Here is a 26,569-nt window from a genome sequence, read left to right on the forward strand (position 1 = left end):
CTCGCGGACGACGCCGTAGGAAGAAACCGCAGGAAGAAGAAGGTCACACGTGACGACACAGCCACACCGGCACGGTCCGGAGGAACTGTGCGAGGAGGGCCTGGAGCTGTACGGCCGAGCGCTGCGTGCCGGGCACGTCAGCGGCGCGGACGTCCGGGCGGCCCCCTGTCTCGTCGACTTCGGCCTGCTGAGCCCGACCCCCACGGACCCCGACCGCCTCGAGCCCGTCGCCCCCGCCCTCGCCCTGCACCGGCGGCTCAGCGCTTCCGCGGACCGCATCGCCGACGAGCGGCGGCGCGAGCAACGGCTGGCCGAGACGTTCGAGCCCCTCATGCGCCTCGACGGACAGCGCACGGCCCCGACGGACCCGCCGGCCATCGGCCTCATCGGCGGACTCGACCGGATCAACGAGGCCATCGCCGCCGCCATGGCCGACGCCTCCCGCGAACTCCTGGCGATCCAGCCCTACGACGGCCGCAACCCCGCCTCCCGCCTGGCCAGGAGCCTGGGCCGGGACCAGGCGCTGCTCGACCGCGGCGGCCGTATCCGCACCCTCTACCAGCACACCCAGCGCCACTCGCCGCCCGTGACGGCCCGCTACGAGCAGCTGGCCGGCGACGCTGAGGCGCGGACCCTCGACCAGGTCACCGAGCGCCTCGTCGTGATCGACCGCACGGTGGCCTTCATCCCGGCCAACGCGGACCGCACGCTCGCCCTCGAGGTGCGCCACCCGGTGCTGATCGAGTACTTCGCCATCACCTTCGACCGCCTGTGGCACATGGCCGCCCCGATGTACCCCGAAACGGTCCAGCCCGCCCCCCTCAACGGCGTCACCCCCCGCCAGCACGCCATAGCCGCCCTCCTCGTCGAGGGCCACACGGACGCCGTCATCGCGGAGCGCCTCGGGCTGAACGTCCGTACCGCGCGCGTGCACATCGCCAAGCTCGCGGCGACGCTCGGCAGCGAGAGCCGGGCGCAGCTGGGCTATCTCATCGGGCGGTCGGGGATTCTTGACCGGGAAGGGTGAGCGGGCCGACGTCGGCCGGCTGACGCGGGTTGTCGAGCCCCACCTGCGCTATCCGCACGCCGAGCTGGGCCCTGCTGGCCGCCCCGAGCGTCTCGGAGAGGCGCGCGATGTGGGCCCGGCAGGTGCGGACGCTTATGCCGAGCCGTTCGGCGATGACGGCGTCCTGGTGGCCCTCCGCCAGCAGCGCCGCGATGGACTGCTCGCGGTGCGAGATGCCCTCGATGCCGGTGTCGGGCAGGGCCGCGGTGAGCGGGATCGCGAGGCGCCACAGGCGGTCGAAGACCGTGCCCAGGTAGCCGACCAGCGCCGGGTGCCGTAGCTCAAGAGCGAGGGTGCGGTCGGCGTTGGCGGGGATGAAGGCGACCGTGCGGTCGAAGAGGATGAGGCGGTCGATCACCTCGTCCAGGGTCCGCGCCTCCACTGTGTCGCCCATCAGCTCCAGGTAGTTGAGCAGGCCCTGGCCGTGCCGGGCGACGTGCGTGTACAGGTCGCGCATGCGCACGCCCCGGCCGCGCAGGGCGAGCGCCCGGTGCAGTCCCTCGGTCAGCTCGTGCTCGGGCCGGATGCCGCCGGGCTGGACCGTCAGGACCTCGGTGGTGCACGCCTCGGTCGCCTCGTCCATCGCGGCCTGGATCCGGGAGAGACCGTCCAGGACCCGGATCGCGGCCCCCTCGCCGGCGCCCGTGGGCACCGTCGGTCCGAGACCGGCGTACCACTCGAAGGCGGCCACCGCAGAGCCCACCCGGCGCTGGCTGCCGCTGACCTCGTCGTAGACCCCGCGCAGCAGCCGGGTCATGACCTCCTGCGGGGAGGTCGGGACCAGCCAGTCCATGTCGTCGGGGTCCGGGTGCAGCAGGGCGAGTTCCAGCAGGCACGGCACCGACTCCGCGTCCGGGCGCGGCACGCGACCCCGTCGTACGGCCCGGGAGTACACGCGGTCCCCGGCCTCGCACAAGCGGTCGGCACCGTGCGGATGCTCCGCCGTCCCGTGCCCGGCCATCGCCCAACCCCCGAGTTCCGCCGTCCATCGCAGCGCAACTATGCGCGGCCCGCACGGGCTCCGCAACACGGCTCAAACGGTCGAGGCACAGGAAAAACGCCGGTATGCCCGGGTATTTACGGGCCTCCTTCCGTCGAGTTGCAACAAGCTGATGGCCCTTTGCAGGAACCTGGGGGTGTGCGGAACGCCTGCTTCCGCCGGGGGACGGGCGCCGTGCGCGCCCCCGGGACCGCGCCGGGCGTGCGCTCCCGGAAATGCCGGAGTGATCGTTGTGTTACGTACCGCCCTTAACGTCCCCTCATGGCGGACATATTTGACGCGTACGCGTTGGCCGACGCGTGGGACGAGATGTTCGAGCGGCCTGGCGAGGTCAGGACCGCCTACGAGCCGGTACTGGCGGCACTTCAACCGATCGAGCCGAGCGAACTGCGCTTCCGGGCCGACCAGATGGCCCGGGCGTTCACCGACCGGGGCGTGACCTACGCCTTCGCGGGCGAGGAGCGGCCCTGGCCGCTGGACCTGGTGCCGCGGATCCTGGACGCCCTCGAATGGGATCTCATACAACGCGGGGTGAGCCAACGGGTCAGAGCCCTGGAGGCCTACCTCGCCGACGCCTACGGGCCCTGCCGGGCCTTCGAGGACGGCGTGGTGCCCTGGCGCCTGCTGCTGCACTCCCCGCACTTCCACCGCGCCGCGCACGGCGTCGAGCCACCGGGCGGGGTGCGCATCCATGTCGCCGGCATCGACCTCGTCCGGGACGAGGAGGGCGACTTCCGGGTCCTGGAGGACAACGTGCGGGTGCCCAGCGGGGTCTCGTACGTCATCGAGAACCGCCGGGCGATGACCCGGGTCTTCCCGTCCCTCTTCGCCGAGCAGCACGTCGTGCCCGTCGACGGGTACGCCCAGCGGCTGCTGGCCGCCCTGCGCGCCGCCGCCCCCGAAGGGGTGGTGGATCCGCGGGTCGTGGTGCTCACCCCGGGTCCCAGCAACGCCGCCTACTTCGAACACGCCCTGCTCGCCCGGCTGATGGGCGTGCAGCTGGTCGAGGGGCACGACCTGGCCTGCCGCGGCAACCGCGTGTGGATGCGCACCACCCGCGGCGAGGTGCCCGTGCACGTCGTATACCGGCGCCTGGACGACGACTTCCTCGACCCGCTGCACTTCCGCCCCGACTCGGTGATCGGCTGCCCCGGCATCATGGGCGCGGCCATGGCGGGCAACGTCACACTCGCGAACGCGGTGGGCAACGGGATCGCCGACGACAAGCTGCTCTACACCTACGTCCCGGACCTGATCCGCTACTACCTCTCCGAGGAACCGGTTCTCCCCAACGTCGAGTCCTACCGCCCCGACGAACCAGGGCAGTTGGCGGCGGTCCTCGACCAGATCGACCAGCTGGTGATCAAGCCGGTCGACGGCGCCGGCGGACAGGGCATCGTCATCGGACCGAAGGCCGACGCGGACACCCTCGAACGCACGCGCAAAGCCGTCGCCGCCGACCCGCGCGGCTTCATCGCGCAGCGGCCCGTCGCCCTGTCCACCTCCCCCACCCTCGCCGGCGAGCGGATGGCACCGCGCCACATCGACCTGCGCCCGTTCGCCGTGAACGACGGCAACGACGTGTGGGTGCTGCCCGGCGGCCTGACCCGGGTCGCGCTCCAGGAGGGCAACCTGATCGTCAACTCCAGCCAGGGCGGCGGCTCCAAGGACACCTGGGTGCTCGCGGAGGGCCCGGCCGAACCGCCGGCGCCCGCCGCCGAGGGCACGCTCCCGGCCATCGCGCCACGTCAGCACGGACCCGACGGCAACCCCACCGTCGTACCGGAAGGGGCGCAGCAGCAGTGAACGACGTGATCCTGTCCCGGATAGCCGAGGCCCTGACCTGGACCGGCCGGTACGTCGAGCGGGCGGACGCCACCGGCCGCATCCTCGACGCGTATCTGCACCGCATGCTGGAGGACCCCTGGCGCGACGAGGACGTGGCCTGCCGGTCGCTGTACGCGATCCTCGGTGTGGACGCGGGCGGTCAACGCGTCGACATGCAGCAGGTGTTGGACCAGCTCGCCTTCGACGCCCGGTCGACCTGTTCCATCGAGGGCGCGCTCGGCGCCGCCCGGCTCAATGCCAGGAGCGCCCGGGAAGCCGTCTCCTCGGAGATGTGGGAGTGCCTCAACTCCACCTGGCACGCCCTGGCCGACCAACGCCTCGCGGCCCGCCGTACGGGCCCCTACGCCTATCTGGAACTGGTCCGCCGCCGCGCGGCCCTGTTCTTCGGTCTCGCCGACTCCACCATGAGCCGGGACGACAGCTGGCGGTTCGTGGTGCTCGGCCGGAGCCTGGAACGGGTCGACATGACCGTACGGCTGCTGGCGGTACGGGTGCTGGACGCGGCGCACGCGCCCGACTGGCCGACGCTGCTGAGCGCCTCGGGCGCGGACGAGGCGTACGCGCGCGTGTACGGCGGTTTCGGCGACACCCCGCGGGTGGCCGAATTCCTGCTCCTGGACCGGGACTTCCCGCGCTCGGCGCTGCACGCGCTGACCACGGCGGAGGAGTGCCTCAGCGCGCTCGGCCGCCCGCGCCAGGACCCCGCGCGCCGCCCGATCGGCCGGCTGCGCACCCGCCTCGAATACCTCGACACGAACGCGCTGGAGGACCAGCTCCCCATCCTCCTGCGCGACCTCCAGCAGTCCTGCATGGCGTCCGCCGACGCGGTGGCGGAGCGCTTCTTCCCGTACCAGGGGCCCGTCGAGTGGGCCCAGGAAGGAGCCTGAGATGGCTCGCCGCCTCCGCATCCGGCACGTCACGCGCGTCGCGTACGCCCAGCCGGCCGCGTCCTCGCACAACGAGGTCCGCATGACCCCGCTGACACTGCCGGGCCAGACCACCCTGGACGCCCGGGTCACCGTCAGCCCGGCCGCGGCCACCTGGTCGTACTGGGACTACTGGGGCACCCAGGTCACCGGTTTCGACCTGATGGAGCCGCACGCGGACCTCACGATCACCGCGTCCAGCCTGGTGGAGACCTCCCCGCAGGGCCCGCTCCCCGACGCACCCACCTGGCCGGAACTGACCGAACACATCTCCGGTTCCCGCCTGTTGGAGTACGCGGGCGCAACAGGCCGTACGACGATCCCGGCGCCGCTGCTCGACCGGGCGAAGGAGGCGGCGGCCGGCCTCGACCCGCACGCGACGGCCCTCGCGGTCTCGTCCCTCGTCGCCGACCAGGTCTCCTACCTCCCTGGCGCGACGAGCGTGAACACCTCCCCCGCCGAGGCCTGGGAACAGGGCGCCGGCGTCTGCCAGGACATCACCCACCTCACCCTCGCGATGCTCCGGGGCGTCGGCCTCCCGGCCCGCTACGTCTCCGGCTACCTCCATCCGGAACCCGACGCCGAACTCCACCGCCCCGTCGCCGGCCAGAGCCACGCCTGGATCGAGTACTGGGCCGGCGACTGGTCCGGCTACGACCCCACCAACCGCACCCGCCCCGACGAGTCCCACGTGGTCGTGGCCCGAGGCCGCGACTACGACGACGTCACCCCGCACAAGGGCATCTACCGGGGAGTGGCGGGCGGCCCGCCGGACGTGTTGGTGGAGTTCACGCGGGTGGCGTGAGAGGGAGCTCCTGCGGGCGGGCGCGCGAGGGCGGGGCGGCACACTGCTCGCCGCCCCGCCCCACCGCGCCTGCTCGAAGACCTGTCAGAAGGCCTGCTCGACGGCCTACTTGAGGCCGATCGCCTCGCAGTCCGCGCTGTACTTCGACGTGCAGATGTCGGAGGTCTTGTAGATGCCGTCCGCGATGACCGTCGACTTGATGTTCTTCTTCGTCAGGGCGGTCACCGTGACGAGCTGGGCCGGGATCTCCTTGTTCGTGGGGCTGTCGACGCTGTCCTGGGTGAGGGCGTCGAACTGGATGTCGTGGCCCTGCACCTTGGCCACGGCCATCTGCGCGGCGGCCTCGGCCTCCTGCGGGTAGGACTTGTAGACGCTCATGTACTGCTCGCCGGCCACGATCCGCTGCACGGCGGCGAGTTCGGCGTCCTGACCGGTGATCGGCGGCGGGTTGGTCACGCCGGCCGCGTCGAGCGCCTTGACGATGCCGCCCGCCATACCGTCGTTGGCGGAGTAGATCGCGGCGATGTTGCCCTTGCCGATCTCCTGGATCGCGGCGGCCATGTTGGCCTGCGCGTTCTCCGGCTTCCAGTCCTTGGTGTCGTAGGACTTGGAGATCGTCACCTTGCCGTTGAGCTCGGACAGCGCGCCCGCCTTGAACTGCTTGGCGTTCGGGTCCGTGGGCGAACCGTTCATCATGACGATCTTGTCGGCGGTGCTGACCTCCGACCCCAACGCGTCCAGCAGGGAACGGCCCTGGACCTCGCCGACCAGCTCGTTGTCGAAGGAGATGTACGCGTCGATGGGACCCTCGGCGAGCCGGTCGTAGGCGATGACCGGGATGCCGGCGTCCTTGGCCTTCTTCACCTCACCGGCGATGGCGTGCGAGTCGACCGCGTCCAGCAGGATGATGTCGACCTTCTTGTCGATCATCTGCTGCATCTGCGTGGCCTGCTTGTCCGCGTCCTGGTCGGCGTTGGCGTAGTCGACCTTGCCCTGCTTGTTCGTGAGGCTGGCGACCTTCTCCTTGATGATCGGGTAGTCGAAGTCCTCGTAACGGGTGTTGGCCGTCTCCGGCAGGAGCAGGCCGATCGTCACGTCGTTGCCCTTGGTCGGGCTGGCCGAGCTGCCGTCCGACGACGCGTTCAGCACACCGCAGGCGGCCAGCGAGAAGGTCATGGACGACGCTGCAACGGCGATGGCTATTCGACGCGTGGGACGCATTGGGGAGCTCACTTCTGGTGCCTTCCGAACACGGCCGCAGCTGTGCGACCCAGGTGACTGAAAAGCCAACGCGTGCGCGACCCCGGCCGTCAAGCGGAACCACTTAACGAGTGCGCAACACCACTCTCTGTTGTGCATGTGAAGCACTCGTGCAACCACCTCCCGACGTACTCCGCAAGCCCTCCATCCGGAACTCCACAAACAGGGGGCAAAGATCCGTACAACCAAGCCGATTCCTCGCGAGTCGTGATCACGAAGGCCCAAACCTCCGTTCCGCTTTCGCCCAGAGGACCGAATGAACCCAGCCAGACGCACGACCGCCGCAGCCGCGGCTGCCGTCGCGCTGACCACGGCGGCCACCGCGCTCACCGTGTCCGCCGCCCCCGCCTCCGCCGCGACGACCTGCGCCTCGCCGGTCTACAAACGGCAGTTGTTCGCGAACACCACCTTCAAGGGCACCCCCAAGAAGACCGCCTGCGACAGCGCGATCGACGAAAGCTGGACCGGCGCCCCCGCCGCCGGCCTCCCCAAGGACAACTTCGCCGCGCGCTGGACCGTGACCCGCGACTTCGGTTCGGGCGGCCCCTTCGCGCTCACCGCCACCGCGACCGACGGCATCCGCGTCTACCTGGACGACAGCCGCAAGATCAACCTGTGGTCCAACACCACGGGTTCGCGCACCAAGACCGTCAACGTGACGATCCCCAAGGGCAGGCACACCCTGCGGATCGACTACGTGAACTGGACCGGCGCCGCGAAGGTCAAGGTCGGCTACACGCCCAGGACTTCGGCGACGGTCGACAAGGTGAAGCCACTGGCCCCGACGGGCTTCTGGGCGGACTACATGCCCGACGGGGAGTCGGCGTACACCGAACTCGCCTGGTCCGCCAACAAGGAGATGGACCTCGCCGGCTACCGCGTCTACCGCCGGCCCAAGGGCTCCAGCACCTGGACCCTGGTGGTGACGACCGCGGCCGCCAAGCGCACGGCCGGTGACTCCCCGCCGCCCACCGGACAGTCGTACTACTACGAGGCCCGCGCCTACGACAGGGCGGGCAACGAGTCGACCGGCACCGCCGACCAGCCGATCACCACGCTGGACCGGACCGCCCCCGCCGCTCCCGTGCTCACCGCCACCGCCGTGGAAGCCTCCAACAACCTCTCCTGGACGGCCTCCGCCGACGCCGTGCTCTACCGGGTCTACCGCAAGGACGACGAGGACGACGAGGACGCGTACACCCGGATCGCCGAGACGACCGGCACCGGCTACGCCGACACCGGCGCGAGCTACGGCCACGCCTACGACTACAAGGTCACGGCGCTGGACGCGGCGAAGAACGGGCGGGACTCCAACGTCCTGCGCTCCACCCGGTCCATCCTCCCGCCGCAGAACGTGACGGCGACCGTGCCGAGTTACGGCGCGGTGTTCACCTGGACCGAGGCGCCGGGCGGCGACACCGCCGACTACGAGGTCTACCGCTCGACCACGTCCCCGGTGGCGACCACCTACGCGAACCTCACCGACTGCCGCAGCCGCAAGGTCACCACGGACGCGGCCGGCAACAAGGTCCGCACCTGTGTCGACTACGACGGTGACCAGGGCGCCACCTACCACTACACGATGATCCGGAAGAACACGGCGGGCCGCTGGTCCACCGGCTCCGCCGACATGACCGTCACCCGCCCCGGCGACGAGATCCCGCCGCCGCCCGTGACCCACCTGACCGCCGAACCACTCGAGTACGGCGTCCGGTTGGACTGGGACGACAGCCCGGCGACGGACCTGGCCCACTACGAGGTCTACGCGTACCGGTCGTGCTGCACGCCGGACTTCCTGGGCGAAGTACCCGCCGGCACCTCGGAGTTCGTCGTCGGCCCGGAGGCCGCGGACGGCGAGGAGAAGACCTACGTCGTCGTCCCGGCCGACATCTACGGCAACTACGCCGAATTCACGGGCGCCTACTGGGACCGCCCCGTCTCCGCGGTCACCGTCACCGAGCAGGACCTGCGGCCGACGACCGTCCCCGCGGACACCTCGGTCTGCGACCTCTACGCCTTCGACAACACCGCGGGCGACTCCGTGCTGGACCTCGACTGCGAGGGCGTCGCCGCCGACGCCCTCGGGATCAACGTGTACCGGTGGGACCGCGAGTCGGGCACCTACGTCCGCCTGAACGACGTTCCCCTGGCGACGACCACCAGCTACTACACGGACAGGACCGCGTCGAGGGGCACCACCCACCACTTCGTCGCCTCGGTCGTCGCGGCCGACGGCACGGAGACCTTCACGAACGTCGACTACACCGTGACCCTGCCGAGCGGGGTGTGACATGAGGAACCCGACCATGCGTTCCGCGCTCGCCTCCGCCGTCGTCGTCGCGACCGCGGGCGGCCTGCTCACCGCCGTCGCCCCGGCCGCCTCCGCCGCCACGACCTGCGACTCCCCCGGCTACAAGCGGCAGTTGTTCGCGAACACCACCTTCAAGGGCACCCCGAAGAAGACCGCCTGCGACAGCGCGATCGACGAGAACTGGACCGGCGCCCCCGCCTCCGGCCTCCCGAAGGACAACTTCGCCGCGCGCTGGAGCGTGACCCGCGACTTCGGCTCCGGTGGGCCCTTCGCCCTCGTCGCCTCCGGGCTCGACGGGATCCGGGTGTACGTCGACGGCGTCCGCAAGATCGACCTGTGGAAGAACACCTCCACGGCCGTGGGCAAGACTGCCAACGTGACCGTGCCGAAGGGCAAGCACACTCTGCGGATCGACTACGTCAACTGGACCGGCGCCGCCAAGGTCAAGTTCACGTACACGCCCCGCACTTCGGCCACCGTCGACAAGGTCAAGCCGCTCACGCCGAAGGACCCGCTGGTGTCGTACGACACCGCGAGCAACAAGGCGAAGCTGAGCTGGGGCAAGAACGTCGAGATGGACCTCGCGGGCTACCGGGTCTACCGGCGGCTGCGGGACAGCACCAGCTGGACGCGGCTGACCGGCACGACCGGCACCTCGTACACGGACACCCCGCCCGCGACGGGCGCCGGCTACTACTACGAGGTGCGCGCGTACGACAAGGCGGGCAACGAATCGGCCGGTACCGCCGACCAGTCGGTCACCAGCATCACGCTGACCGCGCCTTTCGGACTCGCCTCCTCGGTCACGGACACCGCCGCCGAACTGTCCTGGCGGGCGGTGCCGGGCGCGGTCAAGTACCGGGTGGTGCGCACCAATCCGGGCGGCGCCGACAAGGTCACCGACGTCAACTCGAACCACCTCGGCGACGACACGCTCGACCGCGTCACCACGTACTCCTACAAGGTCGCCGCGGTCGACGGCTCCGGTCATCTCTCCCCGTACACCGACACCGTGAGCGCGCACCGGCCGCCCGCCGCGCCGCGCGACCTCACGGCGACGGCGGACATCGGCGCCGCGCTGCTGTCCTGGACGGCGAAGCCGGAGGACGGACGCGTCCTCGCCTTCCACGTGTACCGCTCGACGACCCTGCCGGTGAACACGTCCGGCACACCGGTGACGTGCACCACGACGTACAGCGAACGCGCCGACGGGTCACGGCGGTACAGCTGCGGCGACTACGCGGCGGAGGAAGACACCACGTACCACTACGCGGTGACGACGGAGGACCAGGCGCACGCCGTCTCCCTCCCCTCCGCGACGGTCACCGTCACCCCGCTCGCCTCGGACAAGGCGCCGGCCCCGGTGACCGGACTGACCGCGACGGCCACGGAGTACGGCATCGAGCTGGACTGGGCCGACAACACCGAGCCCGACCTGGCCCGGTACGCGGTCTACCGGGGCACGGTCCTCGGCGAGGAGGGCGAGGACCAGGTCTGCTCCATGTCGGAGTGGGCGTGGCTGTCCCCGTCCACCTCGCGCTACACGGACGTGACCCTGCCCGACGGCGACCACCGCTGCTACTTCGTGGCCGCGGTCGACACCGCGGGCAACTCCACCCGGTGGTCGTCGGGTCCCGTGTACGCCGTCACCGTCGACGAGCTGGACCTGACCCCGTCGGTGGCGACCCCGGAGGACTCACCGGTCAGCCTGACGGCGGCCGCGTCCGACTCGGGCGTCGACCTGGAGTGGAACACGGTCGACTCGGCGACGGGCTACCAGGTCTACCGCTGGAACCCGGCCACCGAGGCGTACGACAAGCTCGCGACCACCACGGACCGCTCCTACGCCGACACCACCGCCGCCCGCGGCACCACCCACCACTACTGGGTGAGCGCGCTGTACGCCGACGGCACGGAGTCGGCACCCGGGGCGGACTGGGCGATCCTGGAGCCGTAGCCGCGATCTGAGCACGTGCCCGAGCAGGGCCGGCATGCGAGAGGGGCCCGGAGAAATCTCCGGGCCCCTCTCCTGCCAGATGGTGACTACTCGGGCTGCCGCTTCGGCCGCCACACCACCAACGCGCTGGTCTGCTGCACCTCCTGGTACGGCACCAGGTCGCGTCGGTACGAGGCGTGCACCGCGGCCTCGCGCTGCTGCATCGCCGCCGCCGCGCCGTCGACCGCCGACTGGAGCTCGGCGACGCGCTGCTGGAGCGCGATGACCTGGTTCTCCAGCTCGATGATGCGCTTGATGCCGGCCAGGTTGATGCCCTCGTTCTGCGACAACTGCTGGACGGTGCGCAGCAGTTCGATGTCACGGGCCGAGTAGCGGCGACCGCGCCCGGCCGTGCGGTCCGGGGAGACCAGGCCGAGGCGGTCGTACTGGCGCAGCGTCTGCGGGTGCAGGCCGGAGAGCTGGGCCGCCACCGAGATGACGTAGACCGGGGTTTCCTCGGTCAGTTCATAAGGGTTACGTCGACGGCCGTCCATCACTCTCAAGCTCCCTTCGCGGCCTGGAACAGCTCCGCCCGCGGGTCCTCGCCCGCGGTCGCCTCTCGGTACGCCTCCAGTGCGTCACGAGCCTTCCCCGTCACGTCCTTCGGAACACTCACCTCGACGGTGACCAGCAGGTCCCCGCGGGTGCCGTCCTTGCGGACCGCGCCCTTGCCGCGGGCGCGCATGGTGCGGCCGTTGGGCGTGCCGGGCGGCAGTTTCAGGGTGACCGGCGGTCCGCCCAGGGTGGGGACCCTGACCTCGCCGCCGAGTGCCGCCTCGGAGAACGTCACCGGCACGGTCACCGTGAGGTTGTCGTCCCTGCGGCCGAAGACCGGGTGGGCGTCGACGTGCACGGTGACGTACAGGTCGCCGGCCGGACCACCGCGCTCGCCCGGTGCGCCCTTGCCGCGCAGCCGGATCCGCTGGCTGTCCGCCACCCCGGCGGGGATGCGGACCTGCATGGTCCTGGAGGACTTGGCCCGGCCGCTGCCCTTGCAGACCTCGCAGGGGGTCTCGGCGATCAGGCCGCGGCCCTTGCAGTCGGGGCAGGGGTCGGTGAGCGAGAAGCCGCCGCCCGAACCCCGGGCCACCTGGCCGGTGCCGACGCAGGTCGGGCACACCCGGGGGTTGCCGTTCGCGTCGCCGGTGCCCGAACAGGCCTTGCAGGGGGACTGCGAGGACATCCGCAGCGGGACCGTCGCCCCCTCGATCGCCTCGGTGAAGCTGAGGCTGACCTCGGTGTCGATGTCCTGGCCGCGCCGCGGCTGGGTACGGGTCGTGCCCGCGCCGCCGCGGTTGAACAGGCCCCCGAAGACGTCGCCGAGGCCGCCGCCGAAACCGCCGGCGCCCTGGCCGCCACCGCCGCCGCCCTGGGCGCCGCCTCCGAAGAGGTCGCCCAGGTCGAAGTTGAAGTTGCCGCCGCCCGCGCCGCCCGGCCCCGGGCGGTAGCCGCCGTTGCCGAAGAGGGCGCGGGCTTCGTCGTACTCCTTGCGCTTCTTGGGGTCGCCGAGGACGTCGTTCGCCTCGGAGATCTCCTTGAAGCGCTCCTCCGCCTTGGCGTTGCCCTTGTTGGCGTCCGGGTGGAACTCGCGGGCGAGCTTCCGGTACGCCTTCTTGATCTCGGCCTCGGTGGCGTCCTTGGGGACGCCGAGGACCTTGTAGTAGTCCTTCTCGATGAAGTCCTTGGTGCTCATCCTCGACGTCCCTCCTTTCGTACGGTGTCTACGTCAGCCCTCCTCAGGGCCGTTGTCCTTCTCGTCATCGGCCTCGACGTCCTCGGCCTTGACGGGCTGCGCCCCGGGCTGGGGTTCGGCGACGGCCACCCGCGCGGGGCGGATGGTGCGCTCGCCGAAGCGATACCCGGGCTGCAGGATCGCCACGCAGGTCGTCTCGGTGACGTCCGGCGCGTACGAGTGCATCAGGGCCTCGTGGATGGTCGGGTCGAAGGGCTCGCCCTCCTTGCCGAACTGCTGAAGTCCCATCTTCGCCGCGACGGTCTCCAGCGACTCCCCGACGGACTTGAAACCGCCGACGAACTCGCCGTGTTCCCGCGCGCGGCCGATGTCGTCGAGCACGGGCAGGAGTTCGGTCAGGAGGTTCGCCACGGCGATCTCCTTGACCGTGATCCGGTCCCGCTCCACGCGGCGGCGGTAGTTCTGGAATTCGGCCTGCAGCCGCTGGAGGTCCGCGGTGCGCTCCTCGAGCGCCTTGCGCACCTGGTCCAGCTGGGCCGTCAGACCGGCGATCTGCAGACTTGCGTCCCCGGCCGGGGCCGCCCCCTCCCCCGTGGTGGAGGAGGCGGCCTTCGGCTCGGCGTCTTCGGGGGTGGCGCCGGAGGGGACGTCGGGCTTCTCGTCGAAGCCCGGGGTCTCCTCCGTCACGCGGCACCGTCCTTGCGCTCGTCGTCCACGATCTCCGCGTCCACGACGTCGTCGTCGGCCTTCGGGGCGTCACCGCCGTCGGCGGAGGCGCCGCCGGCGGCCTGGGCACCCTGGGCGTCGGCGTACATGGCCTGGCCCAGCTTCTGCGAGACGGCCGCGACCTTCTCGGTGGAGGTGCGGATCTCGGCGGTGTCCTCGCCCTTGAGCGCGGCCTTCAGCTCCTCGACGGAGGCCTCGACCTCGGTCTTGATGTCGCCCGGGACCTTGTCCTCGTTGTCCTTGAGGAACTTCTCGGTCTGGTAGACGAGCTGCTCGCCCTGGTTGCGGGTCTCGGCGGACTCGCGGCGGGCGTGGTCCTCCTCCGCGTACTTCTCGGCCTCCTGGCGCATCCGGTCGACCTCGTCCTTCGGCAGCGAGGAGCCGCCGGTGACGGTCATCTTCTGCTCCTTGCCCGTGCCCAGGTCCTTCGCGGTCACGTGCATGATGCCGTTGGCGTCGATGTCGAAGGCGACCTCGATCTGCGGGACGCCACGCGGGGCCGGCGGCAGACCGGTGAGCTCGAACATCCCGAGCTTCTTGTTGTACGCCGCGATCTCGCGCTCGCCCTGGTAGACCTGGATCTGGACGGACGGCTGGTTGTCCTCGGCCGTCGTGAAGATCTCGGAACGCTTGGTCGGGATCGTGGTGTTGCGCTCGATGAGCTTCGTCATGATCCCTCCCTTGGTCTCGATGCCGAGGGACAGCGGGGTCACGTCGAGGAGCAGGACGTCCTTGACCTCACCCTTGAGGACACCGGCCTGGAGGGCGGCGCCGATGGCGACGACCTCGTCCGGGTTGACGCCCTTGTTGGCGTCCTTGCCGCCGGTGAGCTCGCGGACGATCTCGGCGACGGCGGGCATACGGGTGGAGCCACCGACGAGGACGACGTGGTCGATCTCGTTGATGGAGATGCCGGCGTCCTTGATGACGTTGTGGAACGGCGTCTTGCAGCGCTCCAGCAGGTCGGCCGTCAGCTGCTGGAACTGGGCGCGGGTGAGCTTCTCGTCCAGGTGCAGCGGGCCCTCGGCGGACGCCGTGATGTAGGGCAGGTTGATCGAGGTCTCGGTGGAGCTGGACAGCTCGATCTTGGCCTTCTCGGCAGCCTCACGGAGACGCTGCAGGGCCATCTTGTCCTTGCCCAGGTCCACACCGTGGCCGGACGCGAACTGCTTCACCAGGTAGTCGACGACGCGCTGGTCCCAGTCGTCACCACCGAGGTGGTTGTCGCCGTTGGTGGCCTTCACCTCGACGACGCCGTCGCCGATCTCCAGGAGGGACACGTCGAAGGTGCCGCCACCGAGGTCGAAGACGAGGATCGTCTGGTCGTCCTTGTCGAGGCCGTACGCCAGCGCCGCCGCGGTGGGCTCGTTGACGATGCGCAGGACGTTCAGGCCCGCGATCTCGCCGGCCTCCTTGGTCGCCTGACGCTCGGAGTCGTTGAAGTACGCCGGGACGGTGATGACCGCGTCGGTCACCTTCTCGCCCAGGTAGGACTCGGCGTCACGCTTGAGCTTCTGCAGGATGAAGGCGCTCATCTGCTGCGGGTTGAACTGCTTCCCGTCGAGCTCGATCTTCCAGTCCGTGCCCATGTGGCGCTTCACGGAGCGGATGGTCCTGTCGACGTTCGTGACCGCCTGACGCTTGGCGACCTCGCCGACCAGCACCTCGCCGTTCTTCGCGAAGGCGACGACGGACGGCGTGGTCCTGGCACCCTCGGCGTTGGTGATGACGGTGGGCTCGCCGCCCTCCAGAACGCTGACGACGGAGTTAGTCGTGCCCAGGTCGATGCCGACCGCACGTGCCATGGTGGTTTCCTCCAGCTGACTTGAGTGGAACAGGCTCAAGTGTGCATGAAGGCGGCCGCTCGGTCAACAGACCTGAGTCACCGGGGCTCAACTCTTATCCGTTCCTTACACGCAACCGGGCCCCGACCTGCGCGGACGCGGGCCGTCTGGCACCGTACACAGAGACCCGCAGCAGCGCGAACACGACCACCAGCGCCACCGCCACCACCCACAACACCCCGGACTCCGCGACCCATCCCAGGTGCACGAGCACTCCGACGAGCACCGAGGAGAACGCCCCGAGCCCGAGCAGCACGGCGGCCCCCTGCGCGGTCAGTCCGAGCCGCCGCAGCCGGTGCGCGAGATGGTCGGGCCCGCCGCGCAGCAACGGCCGTCCGGCAAATCGCCGCGACATCAGTACGAGGACGACGTCGGCGCTCGCCACGGCGGTGAGCGCGAACAGCACCCCCGCACTGGACGCGAACCCGTGCCCGGTGCGGGCGATCACGGCCGCGGCGGCGAGCACGAACCCGGTGAACAGCGACCCGCTCGCACCGAGCGCCACGCGCGCGGGATGCCAGTTGTGCATCAGGAACCCGGTCAGCGCGGCGGCCAGCACGCTCAGCAGCACCGCGAGCCCGTCCATCACCTCGGCCGCCACACAGGCGCCCACCCCGAAGGCGGTGACGACCCCGACGGTCCCCGCGACCGCGTCGGCATGATCCAGCGCCCGGAAACCGACGGCGACGAACACGATCCACCCCACCGCCAGCGCCCCGCCGGCCACCCCGGTCTCCGCGTACGGCACCACACAGGCCGCCGCCACCGCCGTACCGGCGACCAGCACGCGCGCCTTGACCCGCCGTACGTCGGCGACGAGCCCGAGCGCGGCGACGGCGGCGCCCGCGACGAGCAGTCGGCCGACACCGGCGCCGAGGGGGGCCGCGCCCGTCCAGTCCCCGGCGGCGGCCACCAGGCAGGTGGTGATCGCGAGCGCCGTCCCGCCGGACAGCGGCACCGGACGCTGCCGCCGCCGGTCGAGGATCCCCAGGCGCAGGGCGGGCACCCGCAGCAGCGCGGTGAGGACGGCGGCGAGGAGCAGGGCGGTGGTGGCGGCGACGATCCCGTAGAGCACGGATCTAAAGTAGGCGCGAATGTACCAATTTGGTACGAATAACACGTTCGGATCTTAAGGCAACCCTCAGCGATTCAGATCACTGCACGGCTGGCTACAGTGCGATGGAAGATGGGGGTAGTCTCAGACGGACTCCATAAGTTACCGCTTAGTAATGTGCTCCGATCCCGCTCGGAGACCCCCTCGCAGGCCCGAGGAGCCCTGAATGCAACTCGCCGCGATCATCGTGTCGCTGGTTCTGATCGTGGTCGGTGTGGCGCTGTTCGCCCGCGCCGTCCTGCAGATCTACACCTTCATGCGGCTCGGCCAGAACGTGCCCGCGGGCACCCGCACCGACGAGCCGGTGCAGCGCACCGTCACCGTGGCCAAGGAGTTCCTCGGCCACACCCGGATGAACCGCTGGGGCGTCGTCGGTGTCGCGCACTGGTTCGTGGCGGTGGGCTTCTTCTCGCTGCTGCTGACGATCGTCAACGCCGTCGGCCAGCTCTTCCGGGCCGACTGGCTGCTGCCGGTCATCGGCGAATGGGCGCCGTACAACGTCTTCGTCGAGTTCATCGGCACGATGACGGTGCTCGGCATCCTCGCGCTGATCGTGATCCGCCAGCTCAGCAAGCCGAACAAGCCGGGCCGCAAGTCGCGCTTCGCCGGCTCCAACTTCGGCCAGGCGTACTTCGTCGAGGCCGTCATCCTCATCGTCGGCGTCTGCATCTTCATGCTGCACGCCCTTGAGGGCGCCCAGCACCACGTCGACGCGTACGAGGCGTCCTTCTTCATCTCGTACCCGGTGATCTCGGCGCTCGAGCACCTGGACGTCTCCACGCTCCAGAACCTCACCTACCTCTTCGCCGGCGTGAAGATCGCGACCTCCTTCATCTGGATGATCACGGTCGCCCTGAAGACCGACATGGGCGTCGCCTGGCACCGGTTCCTGGCCTTCCCGAACATCTGGTTCAAGCGGAACGCGGACGGCGGCACCTCGCTGGGCGCCCTGCTCCCGATGACCTCCGGCGGCGAGCCGATCGACTTCACCGACCCGGGTGACGACGACGTCTTCGGTGTGTCGCAGGTCGAGCAGTTCTCCTGGAAGGGCCTGCTGGACTTCTCCACGTGCACCGAGTGCGGCCGCTGCCAGTCGCAGTGCCCCGCCTGGAACACGGGCAAGCCGCTCTCCCCGAAGCTCCTGATCATGTCCCTGCGCGACCACGCGCACGCCAAGGCGCCCTACCTGCTCGCGGGTGGCGGCAAGTCCATGGAGGGCGAGGAGAAGGCGTCCGAGGAGCAGCTGGCGGGTGTGCCGGCCGCGGCTCTGGCGGAGGCCGAGCGTCCCCTCATCGGCACCGCCGAGGAGAACGGCGTCATCGACCCGGACGTCCTGTGGTCCTGCACCACCTGCGGGGCCTGTGTCGAGCAGTGCCCGGTCGACATCGAGCACGTCGACCACATCGTCGACATGCGCCGCTACCAGGTGATGATCGAGAGCGCGTTCCCCTCCGAGGCCGGGACGATGCTCAAGAACCTGGAGAAGAAGGGCAACCCCTGGGGGCTCGCCAAGAAGCAGCGCCTGGAGTGGACGAAGGAGGTCGACTTCGAGGTGCCGGTCGTCGGCCAGGACATCGAGGACCTCACCGAGGTCGAGTACCTCTACTGGGTCGGCTGCGCCGGCGCCCTGGAGGACCGCGCCAAGAAGACGACGAAGGCCTTCGCGGAGCTCCTGCACATCGCGGGCGTGAAGTTCGCGATCATGGGCGGCGACGAGAAGTGCACGGGCGACTCGGCACGGCGGCTCGGCAACGAGCCCCTGTTCCAGGAGCTCGGCATGGAGAACGTCATGGCGCTGAACATGGCGTTCGGCGAGGAGCTGGACGACGACGGCAAGGTGGTCGCCGAGTCGGCGAAGCCCAGGTCCGCGAAGAAGATCGTCGCCACCTGCCCGCACTGCCTCAACACGATCGGCAACGAGTACCCGCAGCTCGGCGGCGACTACGAGGTCATCCACCACACCCAGCTGCTGCAACACCTGGTCGACGAGGGCAAGTTGATCCCGGTCACGCCGGTCGAGGGCATCATCACCTACCACGACCCGTGCTACCTGGGCCGGCACAACAAGATCTACACGCCCCCGCGCGAGATCATCGCCAGCGTCCCGGGTCTGCGCAACGAGGAGATGCACCGCCACAAGGAGCGCGGCTTCTGCTGCGGCGCCGGTGGTGCGCGGATGTGGATGGAGGAGCGGATCGGCAAGCGCATCAACAACGAGCGCGTCGACGAGGCTCTTTCCCTCAACCCCGACATCGTGTCGACGGCCTGCCCGTTCTGCCTGGTCATGCTGACCGACTCGGTCAACGGCAAGAAGAACGACGGTTCCGCCAAGGAGTCCATCCAGGTCGTCGACGTGGCCCAGCTCCTGCTGGACTCCGTCAGGACGCCGGTCGACCCGGCGGGCGACGAGGAGACGGCGGACGCGCCGGAGCCGGAACCGGTGAAGTAGCCGGTGGAGTAGCCGGACCCCGTGCCGTACGTGCGGTAGCACTGCCGGTCACAGCTGTTCCGTTCGATGCCCCTCACGCCCGGGCAGGGCCTGGGGGGCATCGCCGTTCCCGGGCCCGCCGCCCTGCCTCCCGCCGGACCCGCCGGCCCCTCCGCCGCGCGCCTGCCGCAGCAGGGCCGCCCCGAGCGGGGTCAGCGTGTGCAGGACCGCCGGGCCGATCTGCCGGCTGGTCGTCAGGCCGGCATCGCGGAGCACCGAGGCGTGCCGGCTGGCGGCGGACAGCGAGACCCCCACGACCTGCGCGAGCTCTCCCGTGGTCAGACCGTCCGCGACGCACCGCAGGACACGCGCGCGCGTGCCTCCGAGCAGCGCGCCCAGCGGCACGCGTTCCGCGGGGAGCGCCTCCTCGGGAACCGTCGGATGGTTGAGCGGGTACGACAGCACGGGCGGCAGATCGGCGTCGGCCAGGGCGACCGGTGTCCCCCACGAGAAGTACGTCGGCACGATCCTGATCCCGCGGCCGCGCAGATGGAGGTCACGGTCCGTGCGGTAGTCCACTTCGAGGACCGGCCGGCGCCAGCGGAACCGGGGCCCCAGGCTCGACAGCAGCCCCTCGACACCGCGGGTCAGCAACGCGCGGGCGAGCAGGCCGCGGTGCGCGACGATCCCGCCGGCCACCCGCTCCGTGAACGGCGCGACGGCCACCTCGTGATACCGGCGGACCAGTTCGGTGAACTCCCGCCGCTCGGCCCCCTGGTCCAGCCGCAGCGCCCAGGACGGCACGGGCGAGACCCGGTCGAGCTGCCGTAACTCGGTGAGCACGTCCCGCCGGGGCATACGGAGGATGCCGTCGAGGGCCGCGGTGATCCCGCCCTCGGACTCGGGCGGGGTGAGGAAGTCGGGCTGGTAGGGCCCGAGGGGATAGAGGGCGAACAGCGCCTTGCGCACGGGCCGGGCCAGTCCGGCCGCGTCCAGGTCGGCACGGACCGTCCGACGCCAGTCGGCGAACTGCCACCGGCCGCCGCGCGACTGGAGTCGGTGGAGCGTCGAGAGCACTTCCCACATCGGGTCCGGCTCGGCCGCGACGCGGACCCGGGCGAGGTCGACCTCGGTGAAGTGGATACGGAGCACGTGATTCCCCCCGAGGAACTCCACATTTGCGCCCAGGCGCAAGAGTGTGTCGCCGTTGACGAGGCCCTGCCAAGGTTCCGCCAGGCCAAGAAGGCGCAATGGCCGAATCCCGTGTTCGACCGCCTGAACGGCTGCCTGAACGATCGCTCGAACCAGGAGGAACTCGCGTGTTTTCGAAGAGAGCCAAGGTGACCGCCGGCACCATCGGGGCCCTGACCGCCGGGGTCCTCGCCCTGAGCGCCACACCCGCGTCCGCGAGCGGCAGCTACAGCGGTCTGGCCTACGTCTACGGTGGCGGGGTCTTCACCGACGACTGGGACAACGAAGGCATCGTGGACACCAGCCACAACACCGCGTCCAACGCGACCTGCCTGTGGCAGAAGGTCCTGTGGGCCGACGGCGAACTCGCCGCCGCCGACATCGACGGTGACTTCGGGCCCACCACCAAGGCCGCGACCGCGAGGTGGCAGACCAAGTTCCAGGTCGGCAGCGACGGTTCGGCCGGGCAGAACACCTGGACCGCGGCCGGCAACTGGCTGCGCAACTCGTCCAACGGATTCGACGGCACCGTGGCCCGGTACATCGGCACCGAGTTCATCATCGACGTCACGCGCGACAGCGACGGCTACTACCACTTCCTCGACGGCACCGGTTCCGGCCGCATCGCGGGCTACAACTACCGGACCTGCAGCTAGCACCGGCCACCCGCCGTGCGCGAGGACTGTCCGCCCCCTCGCGCACGGCAAGGGCCCAGGACTGTCGCTCCACCTCGAACACGTGCATCATTGATCGATCGTTGTCAAAGATGCTGACGAGGTGAACGGTGCGCGCCCATAGAGGTGTTGTGTGTACGGCGGCCCTCTGCGGCACCCTCCTCCTCGCCTCCTGCGGCCCGGGCACGAACTCCGGCGGTTCCGCCTCCCACACCCCCGTGTCCATCGCCAACGCGCCCGCCGAGCTCCCGATCCCACGCGGCAAGGGCAGCAGAACCCCGGACGACTTCAACGGCGACGGCCACCGCGACCTCGTACTCAACGACCTGGTGAAGGATCAGGCGCACGCCGACGACCCCGGGATCGGCATCGTCTACGGCGGCGCGCGTGGACTCACGCCCGGCGCACGCCAGTTGCTCAGTCCGAGGAAGCAGGCGGCGCCGACCAAGGGTCAACTCCCCGCCGTCTTCGACGCGGAGGAGAGCTGCGACCTGGACGGCGACGGCTTCACCGACCTCGTCGTCTCCACCGACCCGCCCTACGACGGCCAGGGGCAGCCGCCGGTCCCGCTCCAACTCCTCTTCGGCTCCCCCGGCGGCCTGACCACCCGCGCCGTCCAGCTCGTCGTCCCGCCCGCCGCCCGCTTCGGCAACGACTGGGCCGACCAGCCGGTGTGCGGCGACTTCGACGGGGACGGCGCGAAGGACCTGGTCCTGCACGCGTCCGGCGGTCGACTCACCTATCTGCGGGGCCCGTTCACGCGCAAGGGCGCCCCCGAGAAGACCGGCGCCCCCCTCCCCTCGCCGGGCGAGGTGCCCACCGGTCCGGCCGCCGACGTGAACCGCGACGGGTACGACGACCTCGTGGTCCGTACCGCCCAAGGCGCCGGCACGTCCGCAGTCGTCCTCGGCGGACCGGACGGCCCGGCCGAGACCGGCGTGGTCCTGCCGGAGGGCATCGACGTGGCGCTCGGCCGCTTCGGCAAGGGCAAGGCGCTGGACGCGGCGGTCGGCGCGATGGGGGAAACGTCCCTGCGCTACGACCTGCCGGACCCCACCCGCGCCAGCCTCGCCTCCCCCGGTTCCGTGCTCGACGCGGCCGACTTCAACGGCGACGGCCTCAGCGAACTCGTCTCCAGCGGCTCGCGGTTGCGGGTCTTCAAGGGCCGTACGACCGGCCTGACCACGGCCGGCACGGTCATCGTCCAGCCGCCCGCCCACGGCACCACCCGCCTCGTCACAGCGGCCGACTTCGACGGCGACGGACGGGCCGACATGGTGGTGCGGACGTATCGGAGCGAGACGAAGGACACGGTGGCGGTCTACGCGGGCGTGAAGGGGGACGGGTTGGTCGCGGGGCGGCCGACGGTCACCTTCTCGACGTCGGAGTTCCTCACGCCGTAAGACGGATGGGTCCCCGCGGAGGCTCGTGAGGCTCGTGGCGAAAATTAACCGAACTCACGTACAACCCTTACCCGTCCGCGCCGGTCTCTTGATCGCTGGACCCGGCGCATCACCCGCGCAGGCCCCGCACCTCCCCGGAGTTCCTCACCTTTCCTCCCTGGAGCGCCTCCTTGCGCAAGCGCACCCTTCTGCTGGCCGTCGGGCTCACCACCGGCCTGCTCACCGCCCTGCCCGGCACCGCGACCGCGGCGCCCTCCGGGCTGGCCGGTGACTTCAACGGCGACGGCTACCGCGATGTCGCCATCGGCGCGGACAGCGCCGACGTCGGCTCCGTCCAGTACGCCGGCGCGGTCGTCGTCCTGTACGGCTCCGCCTCCGGCGTCTCGAAGGCGAAGAAGACGGTCATCACCCAGAACTCGGCCGGCGTTCCCGGCGCCGCCGAGCAGGGCGACCGCTTCGGCAACAGCCTCGCCGCCGGCGACCTGAACGCCGACGGGTACGCGGACCTCGTCGTCGGCGCCCAGTACGAGAGCATCGGCTCCCGCGACGGCGTCGGCACGGCCACCGTCATCTGGGGCGGCAAGTCCGGCCTGACCGGCGGCTCGGTGCTGCCCTCGCCGGGCGGCCTGACCGAGTGGGGCGGCTACTCCTCCGGCATCGCGACCGGCGACTTCAACCGCGACGGCAGGACGGACGTCACCATCACCGGCCAGAGCCGCACCGGCCTCTACCTGGGCCCGTTCACCCGCGCCGGGAAGCCCGCCGCCCTGACCCCCGTGGGCGAGGTCGGCTCGACGTACAACGTGATCGCGGGCGACCTGGACGCCGACGGCGCGGCCGAGCGCGTGTACCCGTACGCGACCGACGGCGACCTCGGGGGTGTCATCGGCTATTTCGGCTACGACCCCGAGGGCTACGACTCCCACCCGGACTCGAACTACGCCCGGACCGACCTGCCGCTGGCCGACGGCGACCAGGGCGCGGTCGGCGACATCAACGGCGACGGCTACGGCGACCTCGTCCTCGGCGACCACGAGGACCCGCGCAGCGACAAGAAGTCCGGCCACAAGGGCGGCCAGATCAGCGTCTGGTACGGCGGTCCGAACGGCCCCGACCCGGCGCAGAAGCCGACGCTGATCCACCAGGACTCGGCGGGCGTGCCCGGCACCGGCGAGACCGCGGACCTCTTCGGCTCGGCACTGAGCGTCGGAGACATCAACGGCGACAAGTACGCCGACGTCGCGGTGGGCGCCTTCGGCGAGGACAACGGCAAGGCGGAGGAGTCGGGTTCGGTGACGGTCCTGTTCGGCTCGGCCACCGGCCTCAAGGGCTCGGGCGCCAAGGTGTACACGCAGAACACCGCGGGTGTGCCCGGCGCCGACGAGGACTACGACGCCTTCGGGCAGTCCGTCCGCCTGGTCGACCTCGACAAGAACGGCAAGGCCGACCTGGTCGTCGGCGCCGGCGGCGAGAACGGCTACGGCGCGCTCACCGTCCTGCGCGGCTCCGCCTCCGGCCTCACCACCAGCGGCGCCAAGTTCCTCAGCGCCCGTGACGTCTCCCTCAAGGGCGACGCGTCCTTCGGCTGGGTGATCGGCCAGTGACGTACCGCCGAGTGTCCTCCCGTCGTGTGACCTACCGCCGGCTGGCCGTCCTGCTCGCGGCCGGCCTCACCCCGCTCGCCCTCACCGCCCCCGCAGCTCAAGCCGCGACGCCCGCGAAGCCGTACGACTTCAACGGCGACGGCAAGGCCGATCTCGCGATCGGCGCGCCCGCCGCGACCGTCGGGGGCAAGAAGGGGGCGGGCGCGGTCTCCGTCGTCTACGGCGGTTCGAGCGGGCTCAAGCCGGCCTCGTACAAGCTGCTCACCCAGAACACGGCCGGCGTGCCCGGCGCCGCCGAGACCGGTGACGCCTTCGGCTCCTCGCTCGCCTCCGCCGACCTGAACCGCGACGGCTACGCGGACCTGCTGGTCGGCGCGCCCGGCGAGGACGTCGACGGGGACACCGACGACGGCTCGGTGCTGATCGTGTGGGGCGCCAAGTCCGGCCTGAGCGGCGCCCGCAACCTCGTCAACCACAACGAGCGCGAGAACGACGGCTACGGCAAGGCGCTGGCCGCCGGTGACTTCACCGGTGACGGCATGCCCGAGATCGCGATCGGCTCGACCGGCCTCTTCGGCCTCAACTTCGTCTCCGGCCCGTTCACCAAGACGGGCGCGTTCGGCGGCGGCAACGGCGCCTCCTTCTCGTATCTCACCCGCCCGTACTCGGAGTCGTACGGGATCGAGTACCTCGCGGCCGGCGATGTCGCCGGCAGCGGTTACGACTGGCTGGTGGTGCACGGGCGCGTGGAGGGCACCGACGACGCGGTCACCACGCTGGCGGACGGCCGCATCGGCAACTTCACCGACTGGCTGGTCACCCTGCCCAGCGGGTACGTCTCCGCGGTCGGCGACATCGACGGCGACGGCTACGACGACATCGCCGTCGGCAACCAGCGCGAGACCTCGGCCGACCCGGCGGGCGCGAAGGGCGGCAAGGTCACCGTCCGTTACGGCGGTCCGGACGGCGTGACCACGAGCCGCGCCGCACTCACCCTCACCCAGAACACCGCGGGCGTCCCCGACACCTCCGAGACCGGTGACGCCTTCGGCTCCGGCGTCTCGCTCGGCGACATCAACGGCGACGGGTACGCCGACCTCGCGATCGGCGCGTCCGGCGAGAACTCCGGGGGCGGCTCGGTGACGGTCCTGTACGGCTCGGCGACGGGCCTGAAGACCACGGGCGCCAAGGCGTACACCCAGAACACGGCCGGCGTCCCGGGCAGCAGCGAGAAGTCCGACCGTTTCGGTGCCCGCGTCTCCCTCGCGGACCACTCCGGCGACAAGCGCGGCGAGCTGACCGTCTCGGCGCCGGGCGAGAACGCGGGCGACGGCTCGGTGTGGTCCCTGCGCGCCACGACCACCGGCCCGACGACCTCGGGCGCGGTGAACTTCGGCCCGTCGGCGACGGGGGTGGGGACGACGGGCAGCCCGGGGTACGGGAAGACGCTGGGCGGCTGACCGGGGACCTGTTCGTCTCTCTTCTACGTCCCTTAGGGCGGCCCTCGCGGGCCCCCTAAGGGATGTCACAGCTCCGCAGCAAAGGCGGCTCCGGGGCGCCGGGCCCGACACGCGTTCCGGCGGAACCAGGTACGTTCGACAACGTGGCTGGATTCAGGATCGGACGCGGCGGCAGAAACAACGGCGCTCCGCAAACGCGACCGCAAAACCCCCCGTACGGACAGCAGGCGCCGCAGAGACCGGCGTACGGCTACCCGCCCGCGCCGCAGCCCCACCCCGGGCAGCAGCAGTACGGCAACGGGGGCGGCGGCCAGTGGCCGCAGCCGAACGGTGGCCCCGGCGGGCCGGGTGGACATGGCGGTTACGGCAACCAGGGCGAGCCGGAGTACTTCGGCGACGGGGGCGGCGCGTACGCACCGCAGGGCAACCCGGACCCGTACGCAGCCAACAACCCGGGCAGCACCCAGGCGTTCTCGGTCGGCGAGGCCCCGTACCACCAGGGCGGTCCGGACGACGCGTACAACCAGGGCGGGACGTACCACGCGGGCTCGGCGGGCCCGACCGGCCCGCGCCTGCACTGGAAGGACCTGCTGAGGGGCATCTTGCTGGCCCCCCAGCAGACGTTCCTCCGCATGCGCGACTACGCGATGTGGGGCCCGGCCCTGATCGTGACGTTCCTCTACGGCCTGCTGGCGGTCTTCGGCTTCGACGGTGCGCGCAAGGACGCGATAAACGCCACCCTGTCGAACGCCATCCCGATCGTCCTGACCACGGCCGTCGCGATGGTGCTGTCGTCCTTCGTCCTGGGCGTGGTCACCCACACCCTGGCCCGCCAGCTCGGCGGCGACGGCGCGTGGCAGCCCACGGTCGGCCTCTCGATGCTGATCATGTCCCTCACGGACGCGCCCCGCCTGGTCGTGGCGATGTTCCTGGGCGGCGACGCCACCTTCGTCCAACTCCTCGGCTGGGCCACATGGGTGGCCGCGGGTGTCCTCCTGACGATGATGGTCGGCCGCTCCCACGACCTCCCCTGGCCGAAGGCCCTGGGCGCGTCGGCGATCCAGCTGATCGCGCTGCTGTCGATCGTGAAGCTGGGCACGTTCTGATTTTTGGCGGTACGCGGATGGGGCTCCCGGTGATCTGATCGATCGGATCACCGGGAGCCCCTCGTGCATCTGATCCGCTGCCTGATCCGCTCACCCCTCAGGCGTCGGCCTCAG

At 70.7% G+C, this 26,569-nt stretch carries 20 protein-coding genes; 12 read left to right on the forward strand and 8 right to left on the reverse strand.

The annotated features are described in order from the left end of the window. Positions 1-49 precede the first annotated feature (49 nt). Positions 50-1,027 carry a LuxR C-terminal-related transcriptional regulator gene (locus ACWD5F_RS17775; RefSeq protein ID WP_451255293.1) on the forward strand — a complete coding sequence of 326 codons (978 nt, stop codon included), beginning with the start codon at positions 50-52 and terminating at the stop codon, positions 1,025-1,027. On the opposite strand, the gene ACWD5F_RS17780 is transcribed toward ACWD5F_RS17775, so the two are convergent. Then, positions 990-2,027, reverse strand: coding sequence for a helix-turn-helix transcriptional regulator (locus ACWD5F_RS17780; protein WP_401719348.1), 1,038 nt, complete (start codon positions 2,025-2,027; stop codon positions 990-992). The two genes, ACWD5F_RS17775 and ACWD5F_RS17780, sit on opposite strands and share 38 nt — an antisense overlap. 300 nt (positions 2,028-2,327) lie before the next feature. On the opposite strand from ACWD5F_RS17780, the gene ACWD5F_RS17785 reads away from it, so the two are divergent. The 3 genes from ACWD5F_RS17785 to ACWD5F_RS17795 are packed head-to-tail and all read left to right on the forward strand — an operon-like array spanning position 2,328 to position 5,645. Next, positions 2,328-3,872, forward strand: coding sequence for a circularly permuted type 2 ATP-grasp protein (locus ACWD5F_RS17785; protein WP_451255295.1), 1,545 nt, complete (start codon positions 2,328-2,330; stop codon positions 3,870-3,872). Continuing rightward, positions 3,869-4,801, forward strand: a complete 933-nt coding sequence (locus ACWD5F_RS17790) for an alpha-E domain-containing protein (protein ID WP_451255296.1) — start codon at positions 3,869-3,871, stop codon at positions 4,799-4,801. Before ACWD5F_RS17785 ends, ACWD5F_RS17790 begins: the two co-directional genes overlap by 4 nt. A 1-nt stretch (position 4,802) precedes the next feature. Next, on the forward strand, positions 4,803-5,645 hold the full coding sequence (locus ACWD5F_RS17795) for a transglutaminase family protein (RefSeq protein ID WP_451255298.1): 843 nt from the start codon (positions 4,803-4,805) through the stop codon (positions 5,643-5,645). A 105-nt stretch (positions 5,646-5,750) separates the two neighbouring features. On the opposite strand, the gene ACWD5F_RS17800 is transcribed toward ACWD5F_RS17795, so the two are convergent. Next, on the reverse strand, positions 5,751-6,866 hold the full coding sequence (locus ACWD5F_RS17800; protein ID WP_451255300.1) for a sugar ABC transporter substrate-binding protein: 1,116 nt from the start codon (positions 6,864-6,866) through the stop codon (positions 5,751-5,753). Between the two features lie 295 nt (positions 6,867-7,161). Here ACWD5F_RS17800 and ACWD5F_RS17805 point away from each other — a divergent pair, with 295 nt between their 5' ends. Continuing rightward, positions 7,162-9,195 carry a PA14 domain-containing protein gene (locus tag ACWD5F_RS17805; protein ID WP_451255302.1) on the forward strand — a complete coding sequence of 678 codons (2,034 nt, stop codon included), beginning with the start codon at positions 7,162-7,164 and terminating at the stop codon, positions 9,193-9,195. 16 nt (positions 9,196-9,211) lie between these two features. Beyond that, positions 9,212-11,173, forward strand: coding sequence for a PA14 domain-containing protein (locus ACWD5F_RS17810; protein WP_451255304.1), 1,962 nt, complete (start codon positions 9,212-9,214; stop codon positions 11,171-11,173). An 86-nt stretch (positions 11,174-11,259) separates the two neighbouring features. On the opposite strand, the gene ACWD5F_RS17815 is transcribed toward ACWD5F_RS17810, so the two are convergent. The 5 genes from ACWD5F_RS17815 to ACWD5F_RS17835 form a co-directional block, all read right to left on the reverse strand. Continuing rightward, the gene (locus ACWD5F_RS17815; RefSeq protein WP_123998770.1) at positions 11,260-11,706 is read right to left on the reverse strand and encodes a heat shock protein transcriptional repressor HspR; all 447 of its coding nucleotides are present in this window, start codon (positions 11,704-11,706) and stop codon (positions 11,260-11,262) included. Positions 11,707-11,711: 5 nt separating this feature from the next. Further along, a complete protein-coding gene (gene dnaJ / locus ACWD5F_RS17820) occupies positions 11,712-12,905 on the reverse strand; it encodes a molecular chaperone DnaJ (RefSeq protein WP_401719370.1) in 1,194 nt (397 codons plus the stop codon). 33 nt (positions 12,906-12,938) lie between these two features. Then, positions 12,939-13,592 carry a nucleotide exchange factor GrpE gene (grpE, locus tag ACWD5F_RS17825; protein ID WP_401719372.1) on the reverse strand — a complete coding sequence of 218 codons (654 nt, stop codon included), beginning with the start codon at positions 13,590-13,592 and terminating at the stop codon, positions 12,939-12,941. Beyond that, on the reverse strand, positions 13,589-15,436 hold the full coding sequence (gene dnaK, locus ACWD5F_RS17830) for a molecular chaperone DnaK (protein ID WP_401719375.1): 1,848 nt from the start codon (positions 15,434-15,436) through the stop codon (positions 13,589-13,591). The genes grpE and dnaK overlap by 4 nt, the downstream gene beginning before the upstream one ends. 94 nt (positions 15,437-15,530) lie before the next feature. Further along, entirely contained in the window at positions 15,531-16,550 is a 1,020-nt protein-coding gene (locus tag ACWD5F_RS17835) for an MraY family glycosyltransferase (protein WP_451255307.1), read from the reverse strand. Between the two features lie 205 nt (positions 16,551-16,755). Between ACWD5F_RS17835 and ACWD5F_RS17840 the strand changes: the two genes are divergently transcribed. Continuing rightward, the gene (locus ACWD5F_RS17840) at positions 16,756-19,038 is read left to right on the forward strand and encodes a (Fe-S)-binding protein (protein ID WP_451255309.1); all 2,283 of its coding nucleotides are present in this window, start codon (positions 16,756-16,758) and stop codon (positions 19,036-19,038) included. 48 nt (positions 19,039-19,086) lie between these two features. Here the strand turns inward: ACWD5F_RS17840 and ACWD5F_RS17845 are convergent, their stop codons facing one another. Next, entirely contained in the window at positions 19,087-20,169 is a 1,083-nt protein-coding gene (locus tag ACWD5F_RS17845; protein ID WP_451255310.1) for an ArsR/SmtB family transcription factor, read from the reverse strand. Positions 20,170-20,336: 167 nt separating this feature from the next. Between ACWD5F_RS17845 and ACWD5F_RS17850 the strand changes: the two genes are divergently transcribed. From ACWD5F_RS17850 to ACWD5F_RS17870, 5 genes are all read left to right on the forward strand, one after another. Next, positions 20,337-20,864 carry a peptidoglycan-binding domain-containing protein gene (locus ACWD5F_RS17850; protein ID WP_451255312.1) on the forward strand — a complete coding sequence of 176 codons (528 nt, stop codon included), beginning with the start codon at positions 20,337-20,339 and terminating at the stop codon, positions 20,862-20,864. A gap of 149 nt (positions 20,865-21,013) precedes the next feature. Beyond that, complete coding sequence (locus ACWD5F_RS17855) at positions 21,014-22,285, forward strand: FG-GAP repeat domain-containing protein (protein WP_451255314.1); 1,272 nt, start codon at positions 21,014-21,016, stop codon at positions 22,283-22,285. A 170-nt stretch (positions 22,286-22,455) separates the two neighbouring features. Continuing rightward, on the forward strand, positions 22,456-23,889 hold the full coding sequence (locus ACWD5F_RS17860; protein ID WP_451255316.1) for an FG-GAP-like repeat-containing protein: 1,434 nt from the start codon (positions 22,456-22,458) through the stop codon (positions 23,887-23,889). Positions 23,890-23,915: 26 nt separating this feature from the next. Further along, positions 23,916-25,349 carry an FG-GAP repeat protein gene (locus tag ACWD5F_RS17865; protein WP_451255318.1) on the forward strand — a complete coding sequence of 478 codons (1,434 nt, stop codon included), beginning with the start codon at positions 23,916-23,918 and terminating at the stop codon, positions 25,347-25,349. A 62-nt stretch (positions 25,350-25,411) separates the two neighbouring features. Beyond that, a complete protein-coding gene (locus ACWD5F_RS17870) occupies positions 25,412-26,455 on the forward strand; it encodes a Yip1 family protein (RefSeq protein ID WP_451255320.1) in 1,044 nt (347 codons plus the stop codon). Positions 26,456-26,569 lie beyond the last annotated feature (114 nt).

The sequence above is a fragment of the Streptomyces sp. NPDC002499 genome, from assembly GCF_053595415.1.